The sequence below is a fragment of the Pseudomonas imrae genome, assembly GCF_046352735.2.
In the GTDB taxonomy this organism is placed as follows: Bacteria; Pseudomonadota; Gammaproteobacteria; order Pseudomonadales; family Pseudomonadaceae; genus Aquipseudomonas; species Aquipseudomonas imrae.
Genome location: NZ_CP110853.2, coordinates 1,110,886 through 1,131,533, shown reverse-complemented (window position 1 = coordinate 1,131,533; position 20,648 = coordinate 1,110,886). Strand labels below are relative to the sequence as shown.

The window sequence follows — 20,648 nt, the reverse complement described above, 5'->3', positions numbered from 1 at the left end:
GCCAGGCTCGGCTGATCTTGGAGCACGACACGCTATGTACCAGTACCACAAGTGGCTGCGCTCCTTTCATGCAGTGGCCAAGACCGGCAGTTTCACCCTCGCTGCCGACTACCTGAGCGTCGGCCAGCCAACCATCAGTGAACAGGTCAATGCACTGGAAAAGCAGTTCTCGGTGGAGTTGTTCCATCGCCGTGGGCGCTTTATCGAGATGAGTTCGGCAGGGCACGCACTCTATGCAATCACCCAGGGCCTGTTCGGCCAGGAGGATGAGGCCATGCAGCTGCTGCAGAGTTTCAAGCAACGCAAAACCGGAATGTTACGCCTGGGGGCGGTCTCGCCACCCATCGCCATGAACCTGACATATGAGTTGATGCAGCGCCATCCGGACATTGAGCTGGAGACCTCGTTTTCGCCGGAAAAGGAAACCCTGGACCGCCTGTTCAATTTCGATATCGACGTGGCGATTCTGGCCCTCTCCGAGTTTGACCATCGCTTTGACACGCAGTTGTACCGGCGCTATCCGATCATCGCCGTGGTCCGCGACGATCACCCCTGGGCCCGGCAGAAAGAAGTCCACGTCGAGCAGATCAAGCACGAGCGCTGGGTCTTGCGCGAACGCAGCTCGCGTACCCGGCAGTTGGTGGAAGAAAGCTGCAAGCGCCTGGGGGTAGACCTCAACTGTGTCATGCAGCTCAACAGCCGCGAAGCGATCGTGCATGCGATCGCCAAGGGCATCGGTATCGGCTTTGTGTCCGCGGTGGAGTACACGCAAACCCCGGGCACCACACCGATCACCTTTGTCGATCACCCGTTTTCCATTGACTACCACCTGTGCTGCCTGGGCATCCGGCGCAACCGGCCGATGATCGCCGAACTGTTCGAGGCCAGCCCAATCCCGGCTGGCTGATTCGCTTCACCCGTTTAACCACTCAAGCGGCTTGTCTCTTTCTGGAAAAGGGGACGGCCTGCTCACACCCGAAAATGGAGAATAGCCATGCATTACCAACAACCGTCCAAACTGCAAGCCGTGGTCCTGGACTGGGCCGGTACCGTCGTCGACTTCGGCTCATTCGCGCCCACCCAGATCTTCGTCGAAGCCTTCGCAGAGTTCGGTGTCGCAGTTTCCCTGGAAGAAGCTCGCGGCCCGATGGGTATGGGCAAGTGGGATCACATTCGCACCCTGTGCAATCAGCCGCAGATTGCCGAACGCTACCGCGCCGTGTTCGACCGCCTGCCGAGCGATGAGGATGTCACCGCGCTGTATGAGCGCTTCATGCCGCTGCAGATCGAGAAGATCGCCCTGCATTCGGCAGTCATTCCCGGCGCACTGGAAGCCATCGAAACCCTGCGTAGCAAGGCGCTGAAAATCGGCTCCTGCTCCGGCTATCCAGCGGTGGTCATGGCCAAAGTGGTGGAGCTGGCGCGACAGAACGGCTACGTGGCGGATCACGTAGTGGCTACCGACGAGGTGCCCAACGGTCGCCCGCATCCGGCCCAGGCCTTGGCCAACGTGATCGCACTGGGTATCAGCGACGTTGCGGCCTGCGTGAAGGTTGACGATACATGGCCAGGGATCCTGGAAGGTCGCAGCGCCGGTATGTGGACCGTTGCCCTGACCTGCTCCGGCAACGCGCTGGGCCTGACCTATGAGCAATACAAGGCATTGCCCACCGCTGAACTGACACAGGAGCGCGAGCGCATCGCACGGATGTTTGAAGGTTCACGACCGCATTATCTGATCGACACCATTGTGGAACTGCCGGCGGTCATCGACGACATCAATGCACGGCTGGCCCGGGGAGAAACCCCGCAGGGTTCCTGACACCCGACAGGAGCTATCGACGCCTGAGGCTGGGATAGCTCCAACACTACTGCGCCTGGAAGGTCTCAAGATAAGCCAGCAGGTTTTCAATCTTTTCCTGATCGCTGATCCCCCAGAAGATCATCCGCGTACCGCTGACTACTTTCTTCGGGTTCTCGATATAGGCCGCCAGTTTTTCCCGCGTCCACACCACGCCCGAGTTTTTCATCGCATCGGAGTACTGATAGTCCGTAGTAGCGCCGGCCGCTCGGTCGATGATGCCATTGAGCTGTGGCCCGAAACCGCCGCGAGCATTAGTCCCGACGCTGTGGCAACCCCCACAGGTCTTGCTGAACAGTCTTGCACCGGCCTCAGCGTCACCAGTGGCTGCCTGCAGGTTGCAGGAGCTGCCAAGGATCAGGGCGAATGTCAGTAAAGCGGCGTACTTCATGAAATGGCTCTCGGCAACGATGTCGGGGGGCGAGCGGTAATTATGCCTGTTCACAGGGCCGCTCTTCCAACCGCGAACCACAAGCTTTCAACCGTTGCAGGACCGGCGCCACACCATGGCACACCTGCTTCCCGGAGCAAAACCATGAGCGTATTCATCACGCAGGATCGCAGCCAGGCGCGGATCCGGTCTGGCCAACGAGTCCCGCTCAAACCCCAGGCGCTGGTAGAACGGCGCATTCCACGGCACATCATTAAAAGTGCTCAAGGTGACTGCCCGCAGCCGTTGTGATCTCACCTCGTTCATCACCGCTTCGATCAAGCGCCGCCCCACACCCTGCCCCTGCATGGACTGTTTGACCGACAGTTCATGGATGTGCAGATCATCGCCATACCGTTGCACACTGATAAACCCCAGGAGTTGGCCACTCGCATCCGACGCCACCCAACAGGTGGAAAGTGCAATCAGTTGCCGATGCCGTTCAACGGTCATGACGTCTGCGTCGGCGAGCCAATGCAATCCGTCAACGGCACGGAAAAGCTGGGCGGCGCTGCGCTCTATGGCGGGCAAATACACCGCGTCGCAAGGGATGGCAAGTCGGATAACAAGGGACATAAAACGGCCTGGAAACACTGATCCAGCAAAGCTTAACATTCAGTCACAGCCATTCAATTGCCATCATCACGCCGCTCTGCTTGTATGCGCACTTGCGTCAATAGGTCAACTCAGGAGCCAAACGATGAAAACCATGGTGGTCGGTGCAAGCAAAGGATTGGGCAGGGCTTTGATGCAAGGGTTGGGTGGCCCGGGAGATACCTTGATCGGCGTCTCTCGCAGCCGTCCCACAGACCTGGCCTCAAGTACAGGCGCCGAAGTGCTGTGGGTGGAAGCCGACCTTGGCCAGCCGGCCCAGGCGACTAAGATCATCGAGCAAGCAGTGGCCGCGGGAGGCCTGGACACATTGATCTATAACCTGGGCATTTGGGAGGAGCGGGCTTTTGAAGAGGCGTACAGTTTCCTGAAGGATGACGACACCCAGGTAGAAGCTATCGTCAGTTGCAACATCACCGCGCCGCTGTTGCTGGTCAAACGGCTCCTTGTACCGCTGTTGAAGAGTACGAACCCGCGCATCATCCTGACCGGCTCGACATCAGGCTTGCCTCAGAGCGGGCGCCCGGAAGTAACGTTCGGTGCGTCCAAGTTTGCCTTGCGGGGCATGGCCGATGCATTGCGCGAAGGCTATCGGCATCAGGGCCTGGGCGTGACCTGCCTCAACCTGGGCTACCTCAATACGCAAGATCCGCTCAGCACACCCCGGCACGAAGCCGAACTGCGTGGCGAGGGCCAGTTGATCCCGGTGCATGACGTGGTGCAGGTGGTGCGTATGATCTTGAGCCTGTCATCGGCCAGCTTCGTCAAGGAGCTGACATTGCCTGCATTGAGGGATGAGCGCTTTTAAGCAAACCCGGTAGCGTTTACCGGAAAACGTCGCGGACATTCCGTGCCGCGACGTGTTTATCCCCTGATCCTGCGAATGACCACCCATCGAATACAAGACATCTGATCGAACCTATCTGGCGCTCGCCCACTCCATCATCTGAACCCTGGTGATGGTGTAGTGATTATGGCGCAGCCATCGATATTGGTACTGGAAGACGACGCAATCATCCGCGCGCTGATGGTGGCGGTACTGGAAGACTTCGGCGCGATGGTAACCTCCTTCCCGTCGGCCGATGAAGGCATGATTTTTCTGGAGCGGACCAGTGATCCGGTGGACTTGATTGTCAGCGACATCCAGATGCCCGGACTGCTCAACGGCTATGACCTGAGTCGAGTCGTGGCCCATCGTTGGCCAACGCTCCCGGTGGTGCTGACCTCCGGTAACACACAGCTGGCTGCACAGTTGAACAGCAACGTGAAGTTCTTGCCCAAACCGTGGACCACCAAGGGCTTGCTCGACTATGTGCAAGCGGCCTTGGAGCACGGCAAGTCCCTGCACTGATAGCACTTCGCAACACGCCGCCAGGCTGGCCTTGAACAATCCACGAACTATCTGGTCATGTAGTCGGTCTTGCTACATGGGGGATCACGCACCTGAGGCCATGCCTACACCGACAGCAGCACCAGCGACTCCAACCCACCGCCGGAACGCTCCGGAAAGTTCAGGGTGCCACCATGCTCCAGCACAATCGCCCGAGGTGACTCTTCGATCACCCGCCTCGATACGACGTCATGATTTGACGTGAGGCGTTTATGGTTCAAGGGTGGCAAGGGACTGCCCGTGCATTGCCCTGTTGCACGCACGCACGTCTTAACAAAACACTGACATCCACTGCGCTACGCTAGTCAATCCACAATTGTCCGGAGCCGTGTTCTTCATGCTGCAACCCGATCTGTTGCCCGCTGTACTTGCCGGTCCTTTGCTGCGTCGCCTTGAACCGGGGCGCCTGGTGTTATGGCTGGTGGGCAGTCGCGCCCTGGCATTGACCCTGAAACTGGAATGGATCGAGGACGACCGCCAGCAGGCGCTTGATATCGAACTGGATGCCGCACGCTGCCAGGTTATCCCGGTAGGGCAACAGGCATTTATCCACCTGATCGACGTGGCACTGGACACCCCCCTGCCCCAGGATGTGTCCATCCGCTACGACCTGCTGATCGACGCCGCCGATGGCAAACCGTGCGGTATCGCACAATGGGCGCCACACCTGCTGTACGCCAATGTCCAGGCGCCGGATTTTGTCCTGCACAGCCGCATCCGCCAGTTGATGCACGGTTCTTGCCGCAAACCCCACCATTACGCCGACGAAGGCCTGCTGTGTGTCGACCGTGTACTGGCCGAAGCCCGCACACCGGAGCAACGCCCGGCGCTGCTGATGATGAGTGGTGACCAGGTCTATGCCGACGATGTGGCGGGGCCGATGCTGCGGGCGATCCATGCGCTGATCGCGCGCCTGGGTCTGTTTGACGAGTATCTGGACGGCGCGGTGGTGGATGACAGCACCCGCCTCTACGACCACCCTGCCAGCTATTACCATCGCGCCGACCTGCTGCCGGCGCTGGAGAGCAACGAGACGCTGCGCGAACGCTTTTTTGGTGGGGCAAAGAAACCGATTTTCACCAGCAGCACGGCTGACAACCATTTGGTGACCTTTGCCGAGGTCATCGCGATGTACTTGCTGGTCTGGTCGCCAACCCCTTGGACATTGATCAGCCCGCAACCGCCACGCCTGACCGGCGACGAACAGCCGCGCTATGCCCGTGAGCAGCTGCAAGTAGACAAGTTTCGCGACGGTCTCGGCGGTGTGTCGCGGGTCTTGGCCCATATGTCATGCCTGATGATTTTCGACGACCACGACATCACCGATGACTGGAACCTGAGCGCCCAGTGGGAAGAGACCGCCTATGGCAATCCATTCTCCAAGCGCATCATCGGCAATGCCTTGCTCGCCTACATGCTCTGCCAGGGTTGGGGCAACAACCCGGATGCCTTCGCAAGCATCCTGGACAAAACCCTGGCGCTGACCACTGCGCCCCCGATGCAGGGCAACCATCTGGACGCGTCTGCCCAGGACGAACTGCTGGATGAGTTGTTGAAATTCCAGCAATGGCACTACGTGCTGCCGACCCAGCCCGCCCTGGTGGTGCTCGACACCCGCACCCGGCGCTGGCGCAGCGAGTTCACCCTCAAGCAACCGTCCGGCCTGCTGGACTGGGAGGCCTTGAGCGAGTTGCAGCACGAACTGCTGGATCACCCCTCGGCCATCATTGTTTCACCGGCGCCGATCTTCGGCGTCAAGCTGATCGAAACCGTGCAGAAAGTCTTTAGCTGGTGCGGTTATCCGTTGTTGGTCGATGCCGAAAACTGGATGGCTCACCGTGGTGCGGCGCAGGTGATCCTGAATATATTCCGGCACTCACGCACACCGGGCAACTACGTGATCCTGTCGGGCGATGTGCATTACTCATTCGTCTACGAAGTGCTGATCCGCCATCGCAACGCCGGGCCGAAGATCTGGCAGATCACCAGCAGCGGTATCAAGAATGAGTTCCCCCGTGGGTTGCTGGAATGGTTCGACCGCCTGAATCGCTGGCTCTACTCCCCCCGTTCACCGCTGAACTGGCTGACCCGTCGCCGGCGCATGCAAGTGGTGCCTCATACCCCGGAACATGCAGAGGCCGGCGAGCGGTTATGGAACAGCGCCGGCATCGGGCAGGTGTTCTTCAACGAGCACGGACAGCCCGAGGCGGTTTATCAGCACAATGCCGACGGTTCGGCTCGCACCCGCATGGTAGAGCCTCAATAGGCACGGCGAGCTGTGCACCACGATTGACGGCGCTCAGCCATAAATCTTCAGCCTCTTCTCTGCTGCCAAACCTCGTTGTACAGTAGCGCAAGCCACGGAGTATCGGCGTTTACACCTGACTGGCCATTTCAGGCCAGCACCCTTGCAGGGAGCGCGCAGATGGGCGATACATCCGATATGGAACCGTTGAAGAGCGAACTCTTCGACCTGAATGCAGACGTGCTCCATGCCGTCATGGAGCTGGTCAGTGATGGCATCTGGGATTGGAACGCCAATACCGGGTTTGTCTATCGCAACCCCGGTTGGTACGAGATGCTGGGCTACGGCCGCCACAGCCTGGAAAATACCGTCTTCACTTGGGAAAACGTGATTCACCCCGACGACTATCCCCATGTAATGAAAGTCTTCGACGACTACATCAACTCCCGTACCCCTCATTATCAAGCCCAATACCGTTGCCGCAGGAGCGATGGCACCTGGCTGTGGATCGAAGACCGTGGCTACGTGGTCGCGCGCAATGCCGACGGTTCTGTGTGGCGGATGGTCGGCGCCCACCGCAGCATTCATGAGCGCAAACGCTCCCTGCAACAGCTCGAGCGACGCAACCAATCCCTCGAGGCCCTGGTGGCCGATCGCACCCGTGAACTGTCCCGAGTCAACCAACAACTACAGTTGCAACTGGATGAAAACCGCTCCCTGGCCGAACGCGATGCCTTGACGCGCATTGCCAACCGCTATCGCCTGGAAAAAGCCCTGCTGGAAGAATGTGACCGCGCACAACGGTTTCGCCTGCCCTTGTCGCTGATTGCCATGGACATCGATGACTTCAAGCCCATCAATGACCGGCACGGTCACGCCGTGGGAGACTCCACCCTGTTGCAGGTGGTGGAACGCCTGGAACGCTGCGTACGCCAGGGCGATCTGTTGGCGCGCTGGGGTGGCGACGAGTTTATAGTGGTCCTGCCCAAGAGCACCGTTGAGACCGCCAAGATGCTGGCCGAGCGAATCCGCCAGGAAATCCTCGACTTACCAGCCATCGGCGAATTCAAGGTGACCTTGAGCCTGGGCGTAGTGCAACGCCAGGATAACGAATCGCCCGCTACCCTGATGGGCAGGGCGGACCAGGCACTGTACCGATCCAAGGCGGCGGGTAAGAACGCAGTATCCTGATGAACCTCTAGCGCACAGGTGGCGCGTACTGGATGCCGCCGTTGTTCCACAGGGCGTTGAGACCCCGCGGAATCTTCAGAACGCTGCCCTGGCCAATGTTGCGTTCGAACACTTCGCCGTAGTTGCCCACTTGCTTGACGATTTGCACCACCCAATCCTTGCGCAATTTCAGATCCTTGCCGTACTCGCCGTCGGCTCCCAACAGGCGCGCCACGTCCGGGTTCCTGGTGGTTGTGGCTTGCTCTTCGACGTTCTGCGAAGTAATGCCCATCTCCTCGGCATTGAGCATGGCGAACAGTGTCCACTTGACGATGCTGAACCAGTCATCGTCGCCCTTGCGCACCAGTGGGCCCAGCGGTTCTTTGGAGATCACCTCGGGCAGCACAATAAATTCATCCGGCTGCGCCATCTTGATCCGCTGGGCGTACAGACCCGACTGGTCGGTGGTCAGCACATCGCAGCGGCCGGCTTCCAGGCCCTTGGCGCTTTCATCGGCAGTGTCGAAAGTGATGGGGGTGTACTTCATGCCGTTGGCGCGAAAGTAATCGGAGACGTTGAGCTCAGTGGTAGTACCGGCCTGGATGCAGATGGTCGCGCCATCCAGTTCCTTGGCGTGTTTGACGCCAAGCTTGGTGTTCACCAGAAACCCGATGCCGTCGTAATAGGTCACGCCGGTAAACACCAGGCCCATGCCCGTATCACGGGAGCTGGTCCAGGTAGTGTTGCGCGAGATCAGATCGATTTCCCCGGACTGCAGCGCAGTGAAACGCTCCTTGGCCGTCAACTGGCTGAACTTCACTTTCGAGGCATCGCCGAACAACGCGGCAGCCACGGCGTGGCACACATCCACGTCAATGCCGGTCATCTTGCCCTGGGCGTTCGGCACGCCGAAACCGGGCAGGCCGTCGCTGACACCACACTGGATAAAGCCCTTCTTCTGGATCGCGTCCAGTGTCGTCCCCGCATGAGCGGCACCGACCAGCCCCAGGACAGTCGCGGCGGTAAGTGCGGCCAACGTGTTTTTCAGGTTCTTCATGCAAGGCTCTCCCTGTCGGTCTTTATTATTCGGCGCCGAAAAGCCGGGCCGGTTTATAGTATTGCCGCTCAGTATCAACGGCTTTAGACCTGGGTCACAAACGACGTTTAGGCAAAGGCTCCTTCCGATTTGGAATGAACTCCCATGATCTCAAAACGCTTGACCCCTTCGATGACCGCCCTGCAATGCTTCGAAGCTGCCGCCCGGCACCTGAGCTTCACCCGCGCCGCCGAAGAACTGCACCTGACCCAAAGTGCCGTCAGCAAGCAAGTGGCGCAACTCGAAGAGATGCTCTGTCACAACCTGTTCGAGCGGGTACGCCAGCGTTTGTACCTGTCGCCGGCAGGTTCCCTGTACCTGGCTGAGGTACACAAGATCCTCACGCAAGTAGACATCTCCAGCCGCTATATCCTCACCTACGGCGGCGAAACCGAAGTGCTGCGTATTGCCACCCAACCGACCTTCGGTGACCGCTGGCTGGTGCCCAAGCTCAAGGAGTTCGCGGCCAGGCATCCGAACATTCATCTGGATATCCGCAACGAACTGGAACCCTTCGACGTGTTGCAGGCCAAGGCCGATATCGCGTTTTTCTTCGGCCGGGGCTCGTGGCCAGGCGCCACCTGCATCGAGTTATTTCGCGAAGCGGTGGTGCCGGTCTGCGCGCCAGGCTTTGTCGATCCGGGCAGCGCCGCGCCATCGCACCATACGTTGCTGCAGTGCACCTCGCGTCCCGAAGCCTGGCACGAGTGGTTTCTGGAACAGGGGCTGCATTCGCAGAACAGCTACCACGGGCCGCGTTTCGACACGTTCTACATGTGCATTCGCGCAGCACAATCGGGCTATGGCGTGGCATTGGTGCCGCAATATCTGGTCGCCGAAGAACTGGCCCAGGGCAGCCTGATGATTCCCTGGAACTACGCCATGCCCAGCGCCGGCGCGCACTTTATCGCCCACGCCGAGCACGCGGGTGAGATCCCCAAGGTGAAGGCGTTCCTGAAGTGGATGGTGGAGTACGTCAAGGTACATCCCGACTTTTAATAATGACCCGGCGACTTTATTTCGTTTGCGAGCGCATGGGACACACGGCTTAGATAAGGGCACGTTTGCCTTTCCGAGCCAGGGTCCATGAGCCACAAAACCATTAGCCAGTCGATTTCCATCGTCCATCCCATCAGCCTCAGCCAGGGTAGAAATGCCGAAGTCTGGGACACCGACGGCAAACGCTATATCGACTTTGTCGGCGGGATTGGCGTGCTCAACCTTGGCCATTGCCACCCGGCGGTGGTAGACGCGATTCGCGAGCAAGCCACACGGCTCACTCACTACGCTTTCAACGCCGCGCCCCATGCGCCCTATATCGAACTGATGGAGCGCCTCACGGCGTTTATCCCGGTGACGTATCCGGTCAGCGGCATGCTCACCAACAGCGGTGCGGAGGCCTGCGAAAACGCCCTGAAGATCGCGCGTGGCGCAACCGGCCGCACGGCAGTCATTGCCTTCGACGGTGGGTTTCATGGCCGTACACTGGCCACGCTGAATCTCAACGGCAAGGTCGCGCCCTACAAGCAAAACGTCGGTGTCCTGCCCGGCCCCGTGTACCACCTGCCCTATCCCAGCGCAGACAACGACGTGACCTGCAACGATGCGCTCAAAGCCCTGGAGCGGGTGTTCAGCGTCGAAATCGATATCAATGACGTCGCCTGCTTCATCGTCGAACCGGTACAGGGCGAAGCGGGTTTCCTCGCACTGGACGTCACTTTCGCCAAACACCTGCGGCGCTTGTGCGACGAGCACAATATTCTGCTGATCGCCGATGAGATCCAGTCTGGCTTTGGCCGGACCGGCCAGCGCTTCGCCTTCTCGCGCCTGGGCATCGAACCGGACCTGATCCTGCTCGGCAAAAGCATCGCCGGCGGCGTACCACTGGGCGCCGTGGTCGGTCGCAAAGAACTGCTGGACACCCTGCCCAAAGGCGGGCTGGGCGGCACTTACTCGGGCAATCCGATTGCCTGCGCGGCCGCCCTGGCCACCCTCGATGTAATGAGCGATACACAGCTGCAGGCCTGGGGCGAACAACAGGAAGCGGCCATCGTCGGACGCCACGCCGCGTGGCAAAGCAAAAAACTCTCGCCTTACCTCGGCCGTCTGACCGGCGTCGGCGCCATGCGCGGCATCGAGCTACTGCATCCGGACGGCACCCCGGCCAGCGCTCAATTGACCCAACTGCTGAGCCTGGCAAGAAATGCCGGTTTGTTGCTGATGCCCAGCGGCAGGTCCCGACACATTATCCGGCTGCTGGCACCGTTGACCATTGAGCCTGCGGTGCTGGAGGAAGGGCTGGATATTCTTGAGGCATGCCTGCAAAAGCTGGATTGAAACAGGCAAAGTGGGAGCCGTATCAACACAGCACCCACCCGGTTACGCCATCAATACCGCGCATCCACCGGTTTACCGCCGTTAGGCCAATCGTTCACCTTGTCCGGGAAGTCCGGACGCGGTTGTCGGGAAAAATAAGCAGCAACGTCTACCGCTTCCTGATCCGACAACCCGCCCTGCCCCAACGGGAATTTCTCGTGGAAGCCGATCGGCATGTTGCGTTTGACGAACGCCGCCGCCGTGTAGGTGCGGGCCATGCCGGCGCCAATATTGAACGATTGGTCACCCCACAGCGGCGGATACACCAGGCTACCGTCGGCGCGGGCCAGGCCCTCGCCGTTGCTGCCGTGACATACCGCACATTGCTGGGCATAGACCTGCTTGCCGTTGGCCAGGTCTGGCTGGATGGCCGGGTCGATCTTGCCCACGCCACGGCCCGGTACTTTATCCTCGGGCCGGGTGTTGTTTTTCATCCAGTCGAAATACGCCACCATTGCCTGCATGTCGACCGATTGCGCCGGCAGCGGTTTGCCGTTCATAGAGCGGCGAAAGCAACCATTGATCCGCTCTTCAAGGCTCACGACTTTGCCGGCACGGGGGGCATAGCTGGGGAAGAACGCTGACACACCGACAAAGGGCGATCCGTCTGCCACAGTTCCTGCATTGAGGTGGCAACTGGTGCAATTGAGCGAGTTGCCAACGTTGTTTGGCAGCAGCTCCTTGGTTTGCAGGTGCAAGCGCATGCCGCGCACCACTTGCTCGGCGTTGGGTGCCGCCAGCAGGTTGGCCAGGCGTGGGGTTTCGAAGGCCGATGAGTCGGCACTGCCCGGGTTGAGCTGATCACGCATTTTCTTGACCTGGGCCGTGCGGATCGGTGAGCCCGTGTTGCCCCAGCGGGTACGGACAAACGTGAGGATTTCGGCGATTTCATTATTGGCCAGGCGCGCAAAACCCGGCATGGTATAGACCCGGGGGTGGGCCGCCGTTTCTGCGGTTGCCCAACCGGTGAGCGTGATGTGCAGCAACGAGGTCGGGTTGTTGGCCACAATGCTCGGGTTGCCGGCCAATGGCGGGAACAATCCCTTCACGCCGCCACCATCACTGCGGTGACAATCGCTGCAAAACTGCATATAGCCCAGCCCGCCACGGCTGGTGAACAGGTCTTCGGGCAAGGCCGTAGGCGTCTTCGCCACCGCCGGCATTGGCAGATCATCCTTGCCCGGTGGCAGGGACTTCAAATAGGTGGCAATCGCCGTCAAGTCGGCGTCGTTGATGTGCTGGGTGCTGTGGCGAATCACTTCGGCCATGTTGCCGGACACCGTCGCGAAGCGGTTTTGCCCGGTCTTGAGCAGTTGTACGGTATCGTCCACGGTCCACAGGTTACGCAGGCTCAGCGCACGCCAATGTTCGACCGTTTCACCGGCCAGGTAATGCTCGCCGCTGCGTCCGGAATCGCTCATGGCTTTTTCCTGGAAAGCGATGCCGCGCGGGGTATGGCATGAGCCGCAGTGCCCCAGCCCCTGCACCAGGTAAGCCCCACGGTTCAGCACTTCATCGCGGGCCGGATCGGCTTCGAACGGTTGAGGGTCAAGAAACGCGAAGTTCCACAACGCCAACCCCCAGCGCTGATTGAACGGAAAGCCCATGTCTGCTTCAAGGTTGGCCTGGCGCACCGGCTGCATGTCGTGCATCAGGTAGGCAAACAAGGCGCGCATATCAACTTCGCTCATCTTCGCGTAGGAAGGGTACGGCATGGCCGGGTACAAATTCATTCCGGCCGGCGTCACACCTTCACGCATGACCCGGTCGAACTGTTCAAAGGAATACCCACCAATACCGGTCTCGCGATCCGGCGTGATGTTGCTGGAGTAGATGATGCCCATCGGCGTGCTCAACTCCAGGCCGCCAGCCATCACCGCGCCCTGCTTGGCAGTGTGGCAAGCAATGCAGTCGCCCAATTGAGCAACGTACTTACCATGTTCGATCAGTTCCGTATCCGGAGTTGCCGGTTCGCTGGCGTACAGGGGAACCGCCAGGCATAGCGTCGCTCCCACCAGGGCCAGACGGGACAGGGAAAGTGCCATCGCAATATTCCTTTAATGACCCGGCCTGGGGAGTGGCCCCTGGGTACAGGTCTGCAATTTTTTATGGGGTCATCAGGCGGATAACCGGGGCAGAGTCAGCCCCGGTTATGTTGTAGCGGATTCAGTGAGGGTGGCCCTTGATATGGATCAGGGCCGAAGGAGGTTCAAGCGTTTTGCAGGTATTGCGTGGCGTCGATTTCGACCATCACCGGCCCGCGGGTGTCGGCCAGGTTATGCAGCAACGCCTGTAGGGCCTGCGGCGTATTGGCGGTATGGTGGGCAACATGGAAACTGCGGGCCATCGCAGCAAAGTCCGGAGTCATGATATCCACCCCCAACGGCTCGATCTCACGGGCCTGCATGTAATCACGAATCTCGCCGTAGCACTGGTTGTTCCACACCACCATGATCACACCCACGCCCGCCTCGCGAGCGGCGATCAGTTCACTGCAGGAAAACTGCAGGCCGCCGTCGCCCACCAGCGCCACCACGGGGCGCTCGGGCTTGGCCAGCTTGGCGCCGATGGCCGCCGGCAAACCGTAGCCGAGGGTGCCGTAGCCGGTGCCGGCATTGAACCAACTGTTGGCGGCCGGCGCCTGATAACCCACTGCGCCTTGATACACCGGCTGGGTGGAATCACCCACGATCAATGGGTTGACCAGGCTGTCTCGCAGCAGCTCCAGCAAGGCTTGCAGTCCCTGTTGCCGGGCGCTCCAGCTGTCACGCTCAATGCGATTTACGCGCTGTACTGCGTCCAGTGCCCAGCGCCCACCAGGCGGCGACGGGTTGACCTCACCCAACAGCGCCTGCAAGCCTTCAGCGGCATCACCCACCAGCCCGACATGGGCGCGTTGCACACCCATCACTTGCATCGGGTCAATATCCAGGCGAATCAATGGCGCCTTGAACTTCAGTGGGCCAAGGCCGAAGAAGTCGTAGTCGGTTTCGCCCAACTCAGTGCCCACCGCGAGAATCACGTCGGCCTCGTCAAACAATGAGCGGCCATGCTGGGATGACTGCACGCCATCGAGCAGTAAGGGGTGGCCCATTGGCAGCAAGCCACGGGCATTGGTGGTCAGCGCCACAGGTGCTTGCAGACGCTCAGCCAATTGCTGCAACAGATCGCTGCACCCCCCGGCGCCTCCACCGGCGAGGATCAACGGCCGCCGCGCATCATTCAACAGATTGAGCGCCGCACGTAACGAAGCCGGCGCCGGGGCAGGAGCTCCGGGAAGACTGCGGGGCATCAAGTTGAGGTCGACGGCGGGCATCTCCAGCACATCCAGCGGGATTTCCAGATGGACCGGACGTGGGCGCGCGCACTTGAACACTGCAAAGGCACGGGCCAGCAGTTCCGGCAGTTGCTCCGGCGATTGCAGGGTGTGGCTGAACGCACAGACGCCGGCGACCATCGCCCGCTGATCCGGCAGCTCATGCAAGTGTCCGTGCCCCAGGCGCAGGTGATCGCGGCGGTTGGTGGTGGAGATCACCAGCATCGGTACCGAATCGGCATAGGCCTGGCCCATGGCGGTAAGGATATTGGTCATGCCGGGGCCGGTGATGATGAAGCACACACCAGGCTTGCCGCTGGCGCGGGCGTAACCGTCGGCCATGAAACCTGCGCCCTGTTCATGGCGCGGGCTGATGTGCCGCAGACGACTGCCCTGCAGGCCACGGTAAAGCTCGACGGTGTGGACGCCGGGGATGCCAAAAACGGTGTCTACCCCATAACCTTCCAGCAGGCGAACCAGGGACTGGGCGCAGGTGGTCATTGCTCGTTTTCCTTCTTATTGTTCTGGGTCGATGAGTCAGACCATAAGCAGGGTTTGTGGGAGGGACAAGCAAAAAATTTGCTGGGGATAGGCAAAAAAAATTCACGGATTGGGAGGGAGTAAAATATGGGAGCGAGGTGTCAGCCAATACATCCGGCGACTGACCCACCGCCATCGCGAGCAAGCCCGCATTTGTAATGCTTACACTCGAAAGCACGCTCCTCCATGCCCACTGAGAAAACGCTAGAGCAGGTTCTAAAACTTTTGGCTCGATCTAAAGCCCACCCCCCAACTGCAACTTCACCCAATCTCCGAACGCCTGCACCACCGGCCGCTCAACCTTCTGATGGTCAGCCACCAGGTAATACCCACGATTGGACTCGATCTCGGTTTCAAACGGTCGCACCAGCAATCCCCTGGCAAGCGCTTCGCCGCTGATCAAGTTGTCGCCCATTGCAATACCCTGGCTGGCGATGCAGGCCGATTGCACAAAATGCGCATCGGCAAACACGATCCCGCGCTGTACATCGACGTTCGGAGCGCCGGCAGCGGCCAGCCACACACGCCAGTCGGAGTAGTCAATCATGTGCAACAGCGGCGCAGCCTCCAGATGTTCCGGGGTTTTCAGCCCGCCCATGGTGTTGACCAAGCGCGGGCTGCACACCGGAAAATAGCGCAGCGAAACGATTTTCTGCACATGCTGGTTAGGCCAGTCGCCCATGCCATAGGCAATAAACAGGTCGGCGTTATGATCGCTGGTGTCGTCCGGGGTGCGCGGTGAAATCAGATGCAGTTGAACCTGTGGATAAAGCGCCTGGAAGTCAGCAATGTGGGTACACAGCCAGTAGGTGGCAAAACCCGCCGGGCTGCTGATGCACAAGCGACCACTGACTTGCTGGCCGTCAAAACGTTGCCCGGCCTCCAGGATATTGGCCAGCAAAACATGTATATCCCGGGCGTAACGCTCGCCCTGCCAAGTGATACGGATATTGCGCCCGACACGCTCGGTCAGGGCAAAACCCAGGGTCTGCTCCAGACTCTTGATCTGATGGCTGATGGCACTGGGGGTGAGGTTCAGCTCGGTGGCGGCGTCTGACACGCTGCCCAGACGAGCCACCGCATCCAGTGCGCGCAAGGCGGTCATGGAGGGATAACGCATAGGTCTTCACCTGCTCGAAGTTACCCGCACCATAGCCGTAATCGCGGACCAGAAACAGTCACCCGCCCACGGCACCGCACCTGCAACAGTTGAATTAAATTTCAATGTTGCGCAAAAAAAGCTCGATTGACCTCAAATGGCCAGTGGCTATTCTCGATCCCCATCACGGCAACACCCGTGAGGTCCGTCAGCCCTACAAAAACAAGAGGGACAACCCTTGCAAGCGCAGCCCAACCCAGTCACTCCAGTGGTCGCCATCGATGCCCTGCACAAGAGCTATGCCGCACACCACGTGCTTAAAGGTATTTCCCTGCGTGCCAATGAAGGCGACGTGGTATCGCTGATCGGCTCCAGCGGCTCGGGCAAAAGTACCCTGCTGCGCTGTATCAACCTGCTGGAAATCCCGTGCAGTGGCAGCCTGCGGATCAATGGCGAACAAGTGCGCTTGAAAAAAGACCGCGCCGGCAACCCACTGATTGCCGACCCCGACCAAGTCGCGCGACTGCGCACGCAACTGGGCATGGTGTTCCAGAGTTTCAACCTGTGGCCCCATCGCACCGTGCTGGAAAACGTCATTGAAGCGCCTGTGTATGTGCTCGGCGAAGACCGCAAGGACGCCATCGCCCACGCCGAACATTTGCTGGAAAAAGTCGGCCTGGCCAACAAGCGTGACGCCTTTCCTGCGTTCCTCTCCGGCGGCCAGCAACAGCGCGTGGCCATTGCCCGGGCCCTGGCCATGCGCCCACGGGTGCTGTTGATGGATGAACCGACTTCGGCGCTGGACCCGGAACTGGTCGGCGAGGTGCTGAAAGTGATCCAAGGCATCGCCGAAGAAGGCCGCACCATGATTCTCGTCACTCACGAAATGGCCTTTGCCCGCGATGTATCGAGCAAAGTCATGTTTTTGCACCAGGGATTGGTCGAAGAAGAAGGCACGCCACAGCAAGTCTTCCAGAACCCCACCAGCGAGCGTTGCCGCCAGTTCGTCATGGCCCAGGACAATCGCGTTTGAACTGCCGCTTCCATCCTTCAAAACAATAACTTCGAAAGGGTCAGGCCATGCATAACACTCTCAAATCCCTCGCCGCCGGCTGCGTATTGGCCGTGCTTTCCCACAGCGCCGTTGCCGCCGAGAAAATTGTCTTCGGCATCGCCCTGGAACCTTACCCGCCGTTCTCCGAAAAAGCCGGCAACGGTGCCTGGAGCGGCTTTGAACCCGACTTGATCAAGGCCCTGTGCGAACGCCTCCAGGCCCAGTGCCCACTCAAGGAAGTGTCTTGGGACGGACTGATTCCGGCACTGCAGTCGAGCCAGATCGACGTGATCCTCAACTCCTTGAGCATCACCGAAGAGCGTGGAAAGGTGATCGATTTCACCGCCCCCTACTACCAGACCCCGGCCATGTGGGTCGCCGACAAGAGCCTAAAGTTGGACGTTACGCCCGAAGGCCTCAAGGGCAAGTTGATCGGGGTCCAGGGTTCGACTTCCAACGCCACGTACCTGAAGGCGTACTACGCCAAGACTTCGACCTTGCGCTACTACAACACCCAGGACGACATGACCGCTGACCTGCAAAGCGGGCGGATTGACGTGATGCTCGCTGATGCCCTGACCATCGAACCCATGCTCAAGTCCGCCGCCGGCAACGGCCTGGCCGACAAGGGCCTGGCGCCGAAAGACCCGTTGTTCGGTTCAGGTATCGGTGCCGCCGTGCGCAAGGGCGACAACACCCTGCGCGAGCAGCTCAATACGGCGCTGGCGGCGATGAAGGCCGATGGCACCTACGACAAAATTCGCAGCCGCTATTTCAGCGTCGATATTTCCGCGCAATAACGTCCAACGGAAAGCGCCATGATTTCTTTGCCCGAACTCACCCAACTGTTCGTCGTCGATGGCTGGCTCGCCGCCCTGCTCCAGGGGGCGGTGGTGACCTTGCAGATCTCCGCCGGGGCCTTTGTGCTGGGCCTGGGCATCGGCCTGCTGGTGGCCATGATCAAACTCAAGGGCCCCCGCTGGATGGTGCGCCTGGCCAACCTCTACACCACGCTGTACCGCGCGGTTCCAGAGTTGTTGCTGATCCTGCTGTTGTATTACGCCGGCACCGACCTTCTGAATATGGCGATGGCGGCGATGGGGCGCGACAGCGTGACAGTCAACGGCTTTATCGCCGCGGTGCTGGTGCTGGGAATCGTGCAGGGTGCGTATTCGGCAGAGATCATTCGCGGGGCGATCCAGGCGATCCCGGTCGGCCAGTTGGAGGCCGCACGGGCTTTCGGTATCGAACGCTGGCTTTTGGTACGCCGGGTATTGCTGCCAAGCATGCTGCCGTTCGCCATGGCCGGCCTGTCAAACCTGTGGCTGGTGCTGGTCAAGGACAGCGCACTGATCAGCATCGTCGGCTACAGCGAGTTGCTCTCGGTGGGCAAGCAGGCGGCCGGTTCCACCAAGCATTACCTGGTGTTCTACCTGGCAGTGGCGGCGGTGTACTTCATCATCACGTTGATTTCCAACGGCGCCTTCCGGGTGTTCGAACGACGAATCAACCGCTGGATGCCGCAGCACTAAGGAGCGCAGCCGATGGATTTTTCATGGATCAACAGTTTTGCCAACGAGTTGCTGCACGGCCTGGGCATCACCTTGAAATTGCTCGCCCTTTCCGGCGTCTTCGGTTTTCTGCTGGCGGTGTTGGTGGCCCTTGGGCGGTTGTCGTCCAACCCATTGATCAGCGCGCCCTTGCGCGCCTACACCGCTGTATTTCGCGGCACGCCGCTGCTGGTGCAAATCTACATCCTGTATTACGGCGTGGGCAGCGTGTTTGCCAGCTACCCGTTGATTCGCGGCAGTTTCCTGTGGCCGTACTTGCGTGAAGGATTCTGGTACGTGGCCCTGGCCCTGATCCTGTGTGTCGGCGCCTATGTCGGCGAAGTCCTGCGCGGCGCCTTGCGCGCCGTGCCACGAGGTGAACTGGAAGCCGCTCGGGCCTTTGGCATGAAACGCCTGATGGTGTTGCGCCGGGTCTGGCTGCCACGGGCGCTGGAGCTGGTAAAGCCGACGCTGGTGGGCGAGACCGTACTGCTGCTCAAGGCCACCGCCCTGGCATCGACAGTGGCGGTGACCGACCTGCTTGGCGCCGCCAACCTGGTACGCGCACAGACGCTGCGGGTTTATGAGCCGTTACTGGCGGTGGCGCTGATTTACATTGTCCTGGCGTTCGTGATCGAACACGGCTTCTCACGCTGGGGAAAAGCCCCCCAGCGCCAGGTTTGAAACCATTTTGCTAAGGAGAACAAGGATGCGTTATTCACCCTTTGTCGAACGCATTAGCGGCGAAGCAGTCAGCGCCTGGGACATTCACTACGCCGCCGTCGAAGCCCGTGGGCGTGGCGAGGATGTAATCGTGCTGAGCGTGGGCGACCCGGATTTCGCTACCGCCAGCGCCATCTGCGAAACCGCTGTCGACGCCCTGCGCGCCGGCGACACGCATTACACCCACGTGCTGGGGCGCCCTGCCCTGCGCGAGGCGATTGCCGCCAAGCAAAGCCGCTTGCAGGGCATTGCCGTACACGCCGATAACGTGGCCCTGGTGGCTGGTGCACAAAACGGCTTGTTCGCCACCTCGATGTGCCTGTTCAGCCACGGCGACGAAGTGCTGGTGCCGGAGCCGATGTACCTGACCTACGAAGCATGCATCCATGCGTCCGGCGCACGTATCGCGACCATCGAGCAACCGGCGGCCAACGGTTTTCGCCTGACCCGTGCGGCGCTGGAAGCTGCGGTCACCGACAAGACCCGGGGTATCGCCCTGGCCACGCCGTGCAACCCTACCGGTAATGTCTACAGTCGCGAAGAACTGGAGATGGTTGCCGAGGTCGCCCGCCAGCATGACTTGTGGGTGATCTCCGATGAGGTCTATGGACAGATTACCTACGACCACACGCATCTGAGCATCGCCGCGTTGCCAGGCATGGCCGAACGCACCGTGGTGCTCAACAGCCTGTCGAAAACCCACGCCATGACCGGCTGGCGCGTAGGTTGGGTGGTGGCACCGAAAACCCTGGTGGCCCACCTGGATAACCTGCTGCTGTGCATGCTCTACGGCTTGCCGGGGTTTATCCAGGAAGCGGCGATCAAGGCCCTGGAACTGGATGACGAAGTGGTCGACGACGCGCGCACGGTGTACCGCCGCCGGCGTGACCTGGTGGTCGCCGGGTTGCGCGGCATTGCCGACCTCGATTGTCGTGTGCCGCAGGCCGGGATGTTCATGTTGGTGGACGTGCGCCGTACCGGGCTTTCGAGCATGGACTTTGCCTGGCAACTGTTCCGCGCCACCGGCGTCTCGGTGCTCGATGCCCAGGCCTTCGGTGCGAGTGCCGAAGGTTTTGTACGGATCTCCTTCACCGTCGCCGACGACACCCTGAAAGACGCCTGCCAGCGCATTGCCGGGTTTGTCGAAGGCCTGCGCGCCCACCGCTGATTGCATGAACACCGGGTT

General features: G+C 60.3%; 19 protein-coding genes. 13 read left to right on the top strand and 6 right to left on the bottom strand.

Annotated features, from left to right (window positions below; genetic code table 11):
- Window positions 1–34 precede the first annotated feature (34 nt).
- Window positions 35–907, top strand: a complete 873-nt coding sequence (locus OQ460_RS05035) for a LysR substrate-binding domain-containing protein (RefSeq protein WP_410020784.1) — start codon at window positions 35–37, stop codon at window positions 905–907.
- Between the two features lie 87 nt (window positions 908–994).
- On the top strand, window positions 995–1,822 hold the full coding sequence (phnX, locus tag OQ460_RS05030) for a phosphonoacetaldehyde hydrolase (RefSeq protein ID WP_410020783.1): 828 nt from the start codon (window positions 995–997) through the stop codon (window positions 1,820–1,822).
- A 46-nt stretch (window positions 1,823–1,868) separates the two neighbouring features.
- Here phnX and OQ460_RS05025 read toward each other — a convergent pair whose 3' ends face one another.
- Both OQ460_RS05025 and OQ460_RS05020 read right to left on the bottom strand, forming a co-directional pair.
- Window positions 1,869–2,252: a c-type cytochrome gene (locus OQ460_RS05025; protein ID WP_410021927.1), complete on the bottom strand. Its 384-nt coding sequence runs from the start codon at window positions 2,250–2,252 to the stop codon at window positions 1,869–1,871.
- Between the two features lie 87 nt (window positions 2,253–2,339).
- Window positions 2,340–2,867 (bottom strand): GNAT family N-acetyltransferase, encoded by a 528-nt coding sequence (locus OQ460_RS05020; RefSeq protein ID WP_410020782.1) that lies wholly within the window; start codon window positions 2,865–2,867, stop codon window positions 2,340–2,342.
- Window positions 2,868–2,991: 124 nt separating this feature from the next.
- On the opposite strand from OQ460_RS05020, the gene OQ460_RS05015 reads away from it, so the two are divergent.
- The 4 genes from OQ460_RS05015 (at window position 2,992) to OQ460_RS05000 (ending at window position 7,729) form a co-directional block, all read left to right on the top strand.
- A complete protein-coding gene (locus OQ460_RS05015; protein WP_410020781.1) occupies window positions 2,992–3,711 on the top strand; it encodes an SDR family NAD(P)-dependent oxidoreductase in 720 nt (239 codons plus the stop codon).
- A 165-nt stretch (window positions 3,712–3,876) separates the two neighbouring features.
- A complete protein-coding gene (locus tag OQ460_RS05010; protein ID WP_410020780.1) occupies window positions 3,877–4,254 on the top strand; it encodes a response regulator in 378 nt (125 codons plus the stop codon).
- A gap of 376 nt (window positions 4,255–4,630) precedes the next feature.
- Window positions 4,631–6,559 carry an alkaline phosphatase family protein gene (locus OQ460_RS05005; RefSeq protein WP_410020779.1) on the top strand — a complete coding sequence of 643 codons (1,929 nt, stop codon included), beginning with the start codon at window positions 4,631–4,633 and terminating at the stop codon, window positions 6,557–6,559.
- A 159-nt stretch (window positions 6,560–6,718) separates the two neighbouring features.
- Entirely contained in the window at window positions 6,719–7,729 is a 1,011-nt protein-coding gene (locus OQ460_RS05000) for a diguanylate cyclase domain-containing protein (protein ID WP_410020778.1), read from the top strand.
- Window positions 7,730–7,736: 7 nt separating this feature from the next.
- Here OQ460_RS05000 and OQ460_RS04995 read toward each other — a convergent pair whose 3' ends face one another.
- Entirely contained in the window at window positions 7,737–8,765 is a 1,029-nt protein-coding gene (locus OQ460_RS04995) for an amino acid ABC transporter substrate-binding protein (RefSeq protein WP_410020777.1), read from the bottom strand.
- 144 nt (window positions 8,766–8,909) lie between these two features.
- Here OQ460_RS04995 and OQ460_RS04990 point away from each other — a divergent pair, with 144 nt between their 5' ends.
- Together OQ460_RS04990 and OQ460_RS04985 are read left to right on the top strand one after the other, a co-directional pair.
- Window positions 8,910–9,803, top strand: a complete 894-nt coding sequence (locus OQ460_RS04990) for a LysR substrate-binding domain-containing protein (RefSeq protein WP_410020776.1) — start codon at window positions 8,910–8,912, stop codon at window positions 9,801–9,803.
- Window positions 9,804–9,890: 87 nt separating this feature from the next.
- Window positions 9,891–11,141, top strand: coding sequence for a 2-aminoadipate transaminase (locus OQ460_RS04985; RefSeq protein ID WP_410020775.1), 1,251 nt, complete (start codon window positions 9,891–9,893; stop codon window positions 11,139–11,141).
- A 50-nt stretch (window positions 11,142–11,191) separates the two neighbouring features.
- Here the strand turns inward: OQ460_RS04985 and OQ460_RS04980 are convergent, their stop codons facing one another.
- The 3 genes from OQ460_RS04980 to OQ460_RS04970 all read right to left on the bottom strand — a co-directional run bounded on the left by OQ460_RS04980 (window position 11,192) and on the right by OQ460_RS04970 (window position 16,156).
- A complete protein-coding gene (locus OQ460_RS04980; RefSeq protein ID WP_410020774.1) occupies window positions 11,192–13,225 on the bottom strand; it encodes a c-type cytochrome in 2,034 nt (677 codons plus the stop codon).
- Between the two features lie 164 nt (window positions 13,226–13,389).
- Entirely contained in the window at window positions 13,390–14,997 is a 1,608-nt protein-coding gene (locus OQ460_RS04975) for a 5-guanidino-2-oxopentanoate decarboxylase (protein WP_410020773.1), read from the bottom strand.
- A gap of 274 nt (window positions 14,998–15,271) precedes the next feature.
- On the bottom strand, window positions 15,272–16,156 hold the full coding sequence (locus OQ460_RS04970) for a LysR substrate-binding domain-containing protein (protein WP_410020772.1): 885 nt from the start codon (window positions 16,154–16,156) through the stop codon (window positions 15,272–15,274).
- A gap of 217 nt (window positions 16,157–16,373) precedes the next feature.
- On the opposite strand from OQ460_RS04970, the gene OQ460_RS04965 reads away from it, so the two are divergent.
- Genes OQ460_RS04965 through OQ460_RS04945 form a run of 5 tightly spaced genes read left to right on the top strand, consistent with a single transcriptional unit; the run spans window position 16,374 to window position 20,630 of the window.
- Window positions 16,374–17,168, top strand: coding sequence for an ABC transporter ATP-binding protein (locus tag OQ460_RS04965; RefSeq protein ID WP_410020771.1), 795 nt, complete (start codon window positions 16,374–16,376; stop codon window positions 17,166–17,168).
- 47 nt (window positions 17,169–17,215) lie between these two features.
- A complete protein-coding gene (locus tag OQ460_RS04960; RefSeq protein ID WP_410020770.1) occupies window positions 17,216–17,989 on the top strand; it encodes a transporter substrate-binding domain-containing protein in 774 nt (257 codons plus the stop codon).
- Window positions 17,990–18,007: 18 nt separating this feature from the next.
- Window positions 18,008–18,721 carry an ABC transporter permease gene (locus tag OQ460_RS04955; protein ID WP_410020769.1) on the top strand — a complete coding sequence of 238 codons (714 nt, stop codon included), beginning with the start codon at window positions 18,008–18,010 and terminating at the stop codon, window positions 18,719–18,721.
- A 12-nt stretch (window positions 18,722–18,733) separates the two neighbouring features.
- Window positions 18,734–19,423, top strand: a complete 690-nt coding sequence (locus OQ460_RS04950) for an ABC transporter permease (protein WP_410020768.1) — start codon at window positions 18,734–18,736, stop codon at window positions 19,421–19,423.
- A gap of 25 nt (window positions 19,424–19,448) precedes the next feature.
- On the top strand, window positions 19,449–20,630 hold the full coding sequence (locus OQ460_RS04945) for a pyridoxal phosphate-dependent aminotransferase (RefSeq protein ID WP_410020767.1): 1,182 nt from the start codon (window positions 19,449–19,451) through the stop codon (window positions 20,628–20,630).
- The last annotated feature ends 18 nt before the right edge of the window (window positions 20,631–20,648 follow it).

Coding starts and splice junctions, on each gene's coding strand:
- OQ460_RS05010 (WP_410020780.1), top strand. CDS start 3,877: ATGGCGCAGCCATCGATATTGGTACTGGAAGACGACGCAATCATCCGC.
- OQ460_RS05020 (WP_410020782.1), bottom strand. CDS start 2,867: ATGTCCCTTGTTATCCGACTTGCCATCCCTTGCGACGCGGTGTATTTG.
- OQ460_RS05005 (WP_410020779.1), top strand. CDS start 4,631: ATGCTGCAACCCGATCTGTTGCCCGCTGTACTTGCCGGTCCTTTGCTG.
- OQ460_RS04980 (WP_410020774.1), bottom strand. CDS start 13,225: ATGGCACTTTCCCTGTCCCGTCTGGCCCTGGTGGGAGCGACGCTATGC.
- OQ460_RS04960 (WP_410020770.1), top strand. CDS start 17,216: ATGCATAACACTCTCAAATCCCTCGCCGCCGGCTGCGTATTGGCCGTG.
- OQ460_RS05035 (WP_410020784.1), top strand. CDS start 35: ATGTACCAGTACCACAAGTGGCTGCGCTCCTTTCATGCAGTGGCCAAG.
- OQ460_RS05000 (WP_410020778.1), top strand. CDS start 6,719: ATGGGCGATACATCCGATATGGAACCGTTGAAGAGCGAACTCTTCGAC.
- OQ460_RS04975 (WP_410020773.1), bottom strand. CDS start 14,997: ATGACCACCTGCGCCCAGTCCCTGGTTCGCCTGCTGGAAGGTTATGGG.
- OQ460_RS04955 (WP_410020769.1), top strand. CDS start 18,008: ATGATTTCTTTGCCCGAACTCACCCAACTGTTCGTCGTCGATGGCTGG.
- phnX (WP_410020783.1), top strand. CDS start 995: ATGCATTACCAACAACCGTCCAAACTGCAAGCCGTGGTCCTGGACTGG.
- OQ460_RS04970 (WP_410020772.1), bottom strand. CDS start 16,156: ATGCGTTATCCCTCCATGACCGCCTTGCGCGCACTGGATGCGGTGGCT.
- OQ460_RS04990 (WP_410020776.1), top strand. CDS start 8,910: ATGATCTCAAAACGCTTGACCCCTTCGATGACCGCCCTGCAATGCTTC.
- OQ460_RS04995 (WP_410020777.1), bottom strand. CDS start 8,765: ATGAAGAACCTGAAAAACACGTTGGCCGCACTTACCGCCGCGACTGTC.
- OQ460_RS04945 (WP_410020767.1), top strand. CDS start 19,449: ATGCGTTATTCACCCTTTGTCGAACGCATTAGCGGCGAAGCAGTCAGC.
- OQ460_RS05025 (WP_410021927.1), bottom strand. CDS start 2,252: ATGAAGTACGCCGCTTTACTGACATTCGCCCTGATCCTTGGCAGCTCC.
- OQ460_RS05015 (WP_410020781.1), top strand. CDS start 2,992: ATGAAAACCATGGTGGTCGGTGCAAGCAAAGGATTGGGCAGGGCTTTG.
- OQ460_RS04985 (WP_410020775.1), top strand. CDS start 9,891: ATGAGCCACAAAACCATTAGCCAGTCGATTTCCATCGTCCATCCCATC.
- OQ460_RS04950 (WP_410020768.1), top strand. CDS start 18,734: ATGGATTTTTCATGGATCAACAGTTTTGCCAACGAGTTGCTGCACGGC.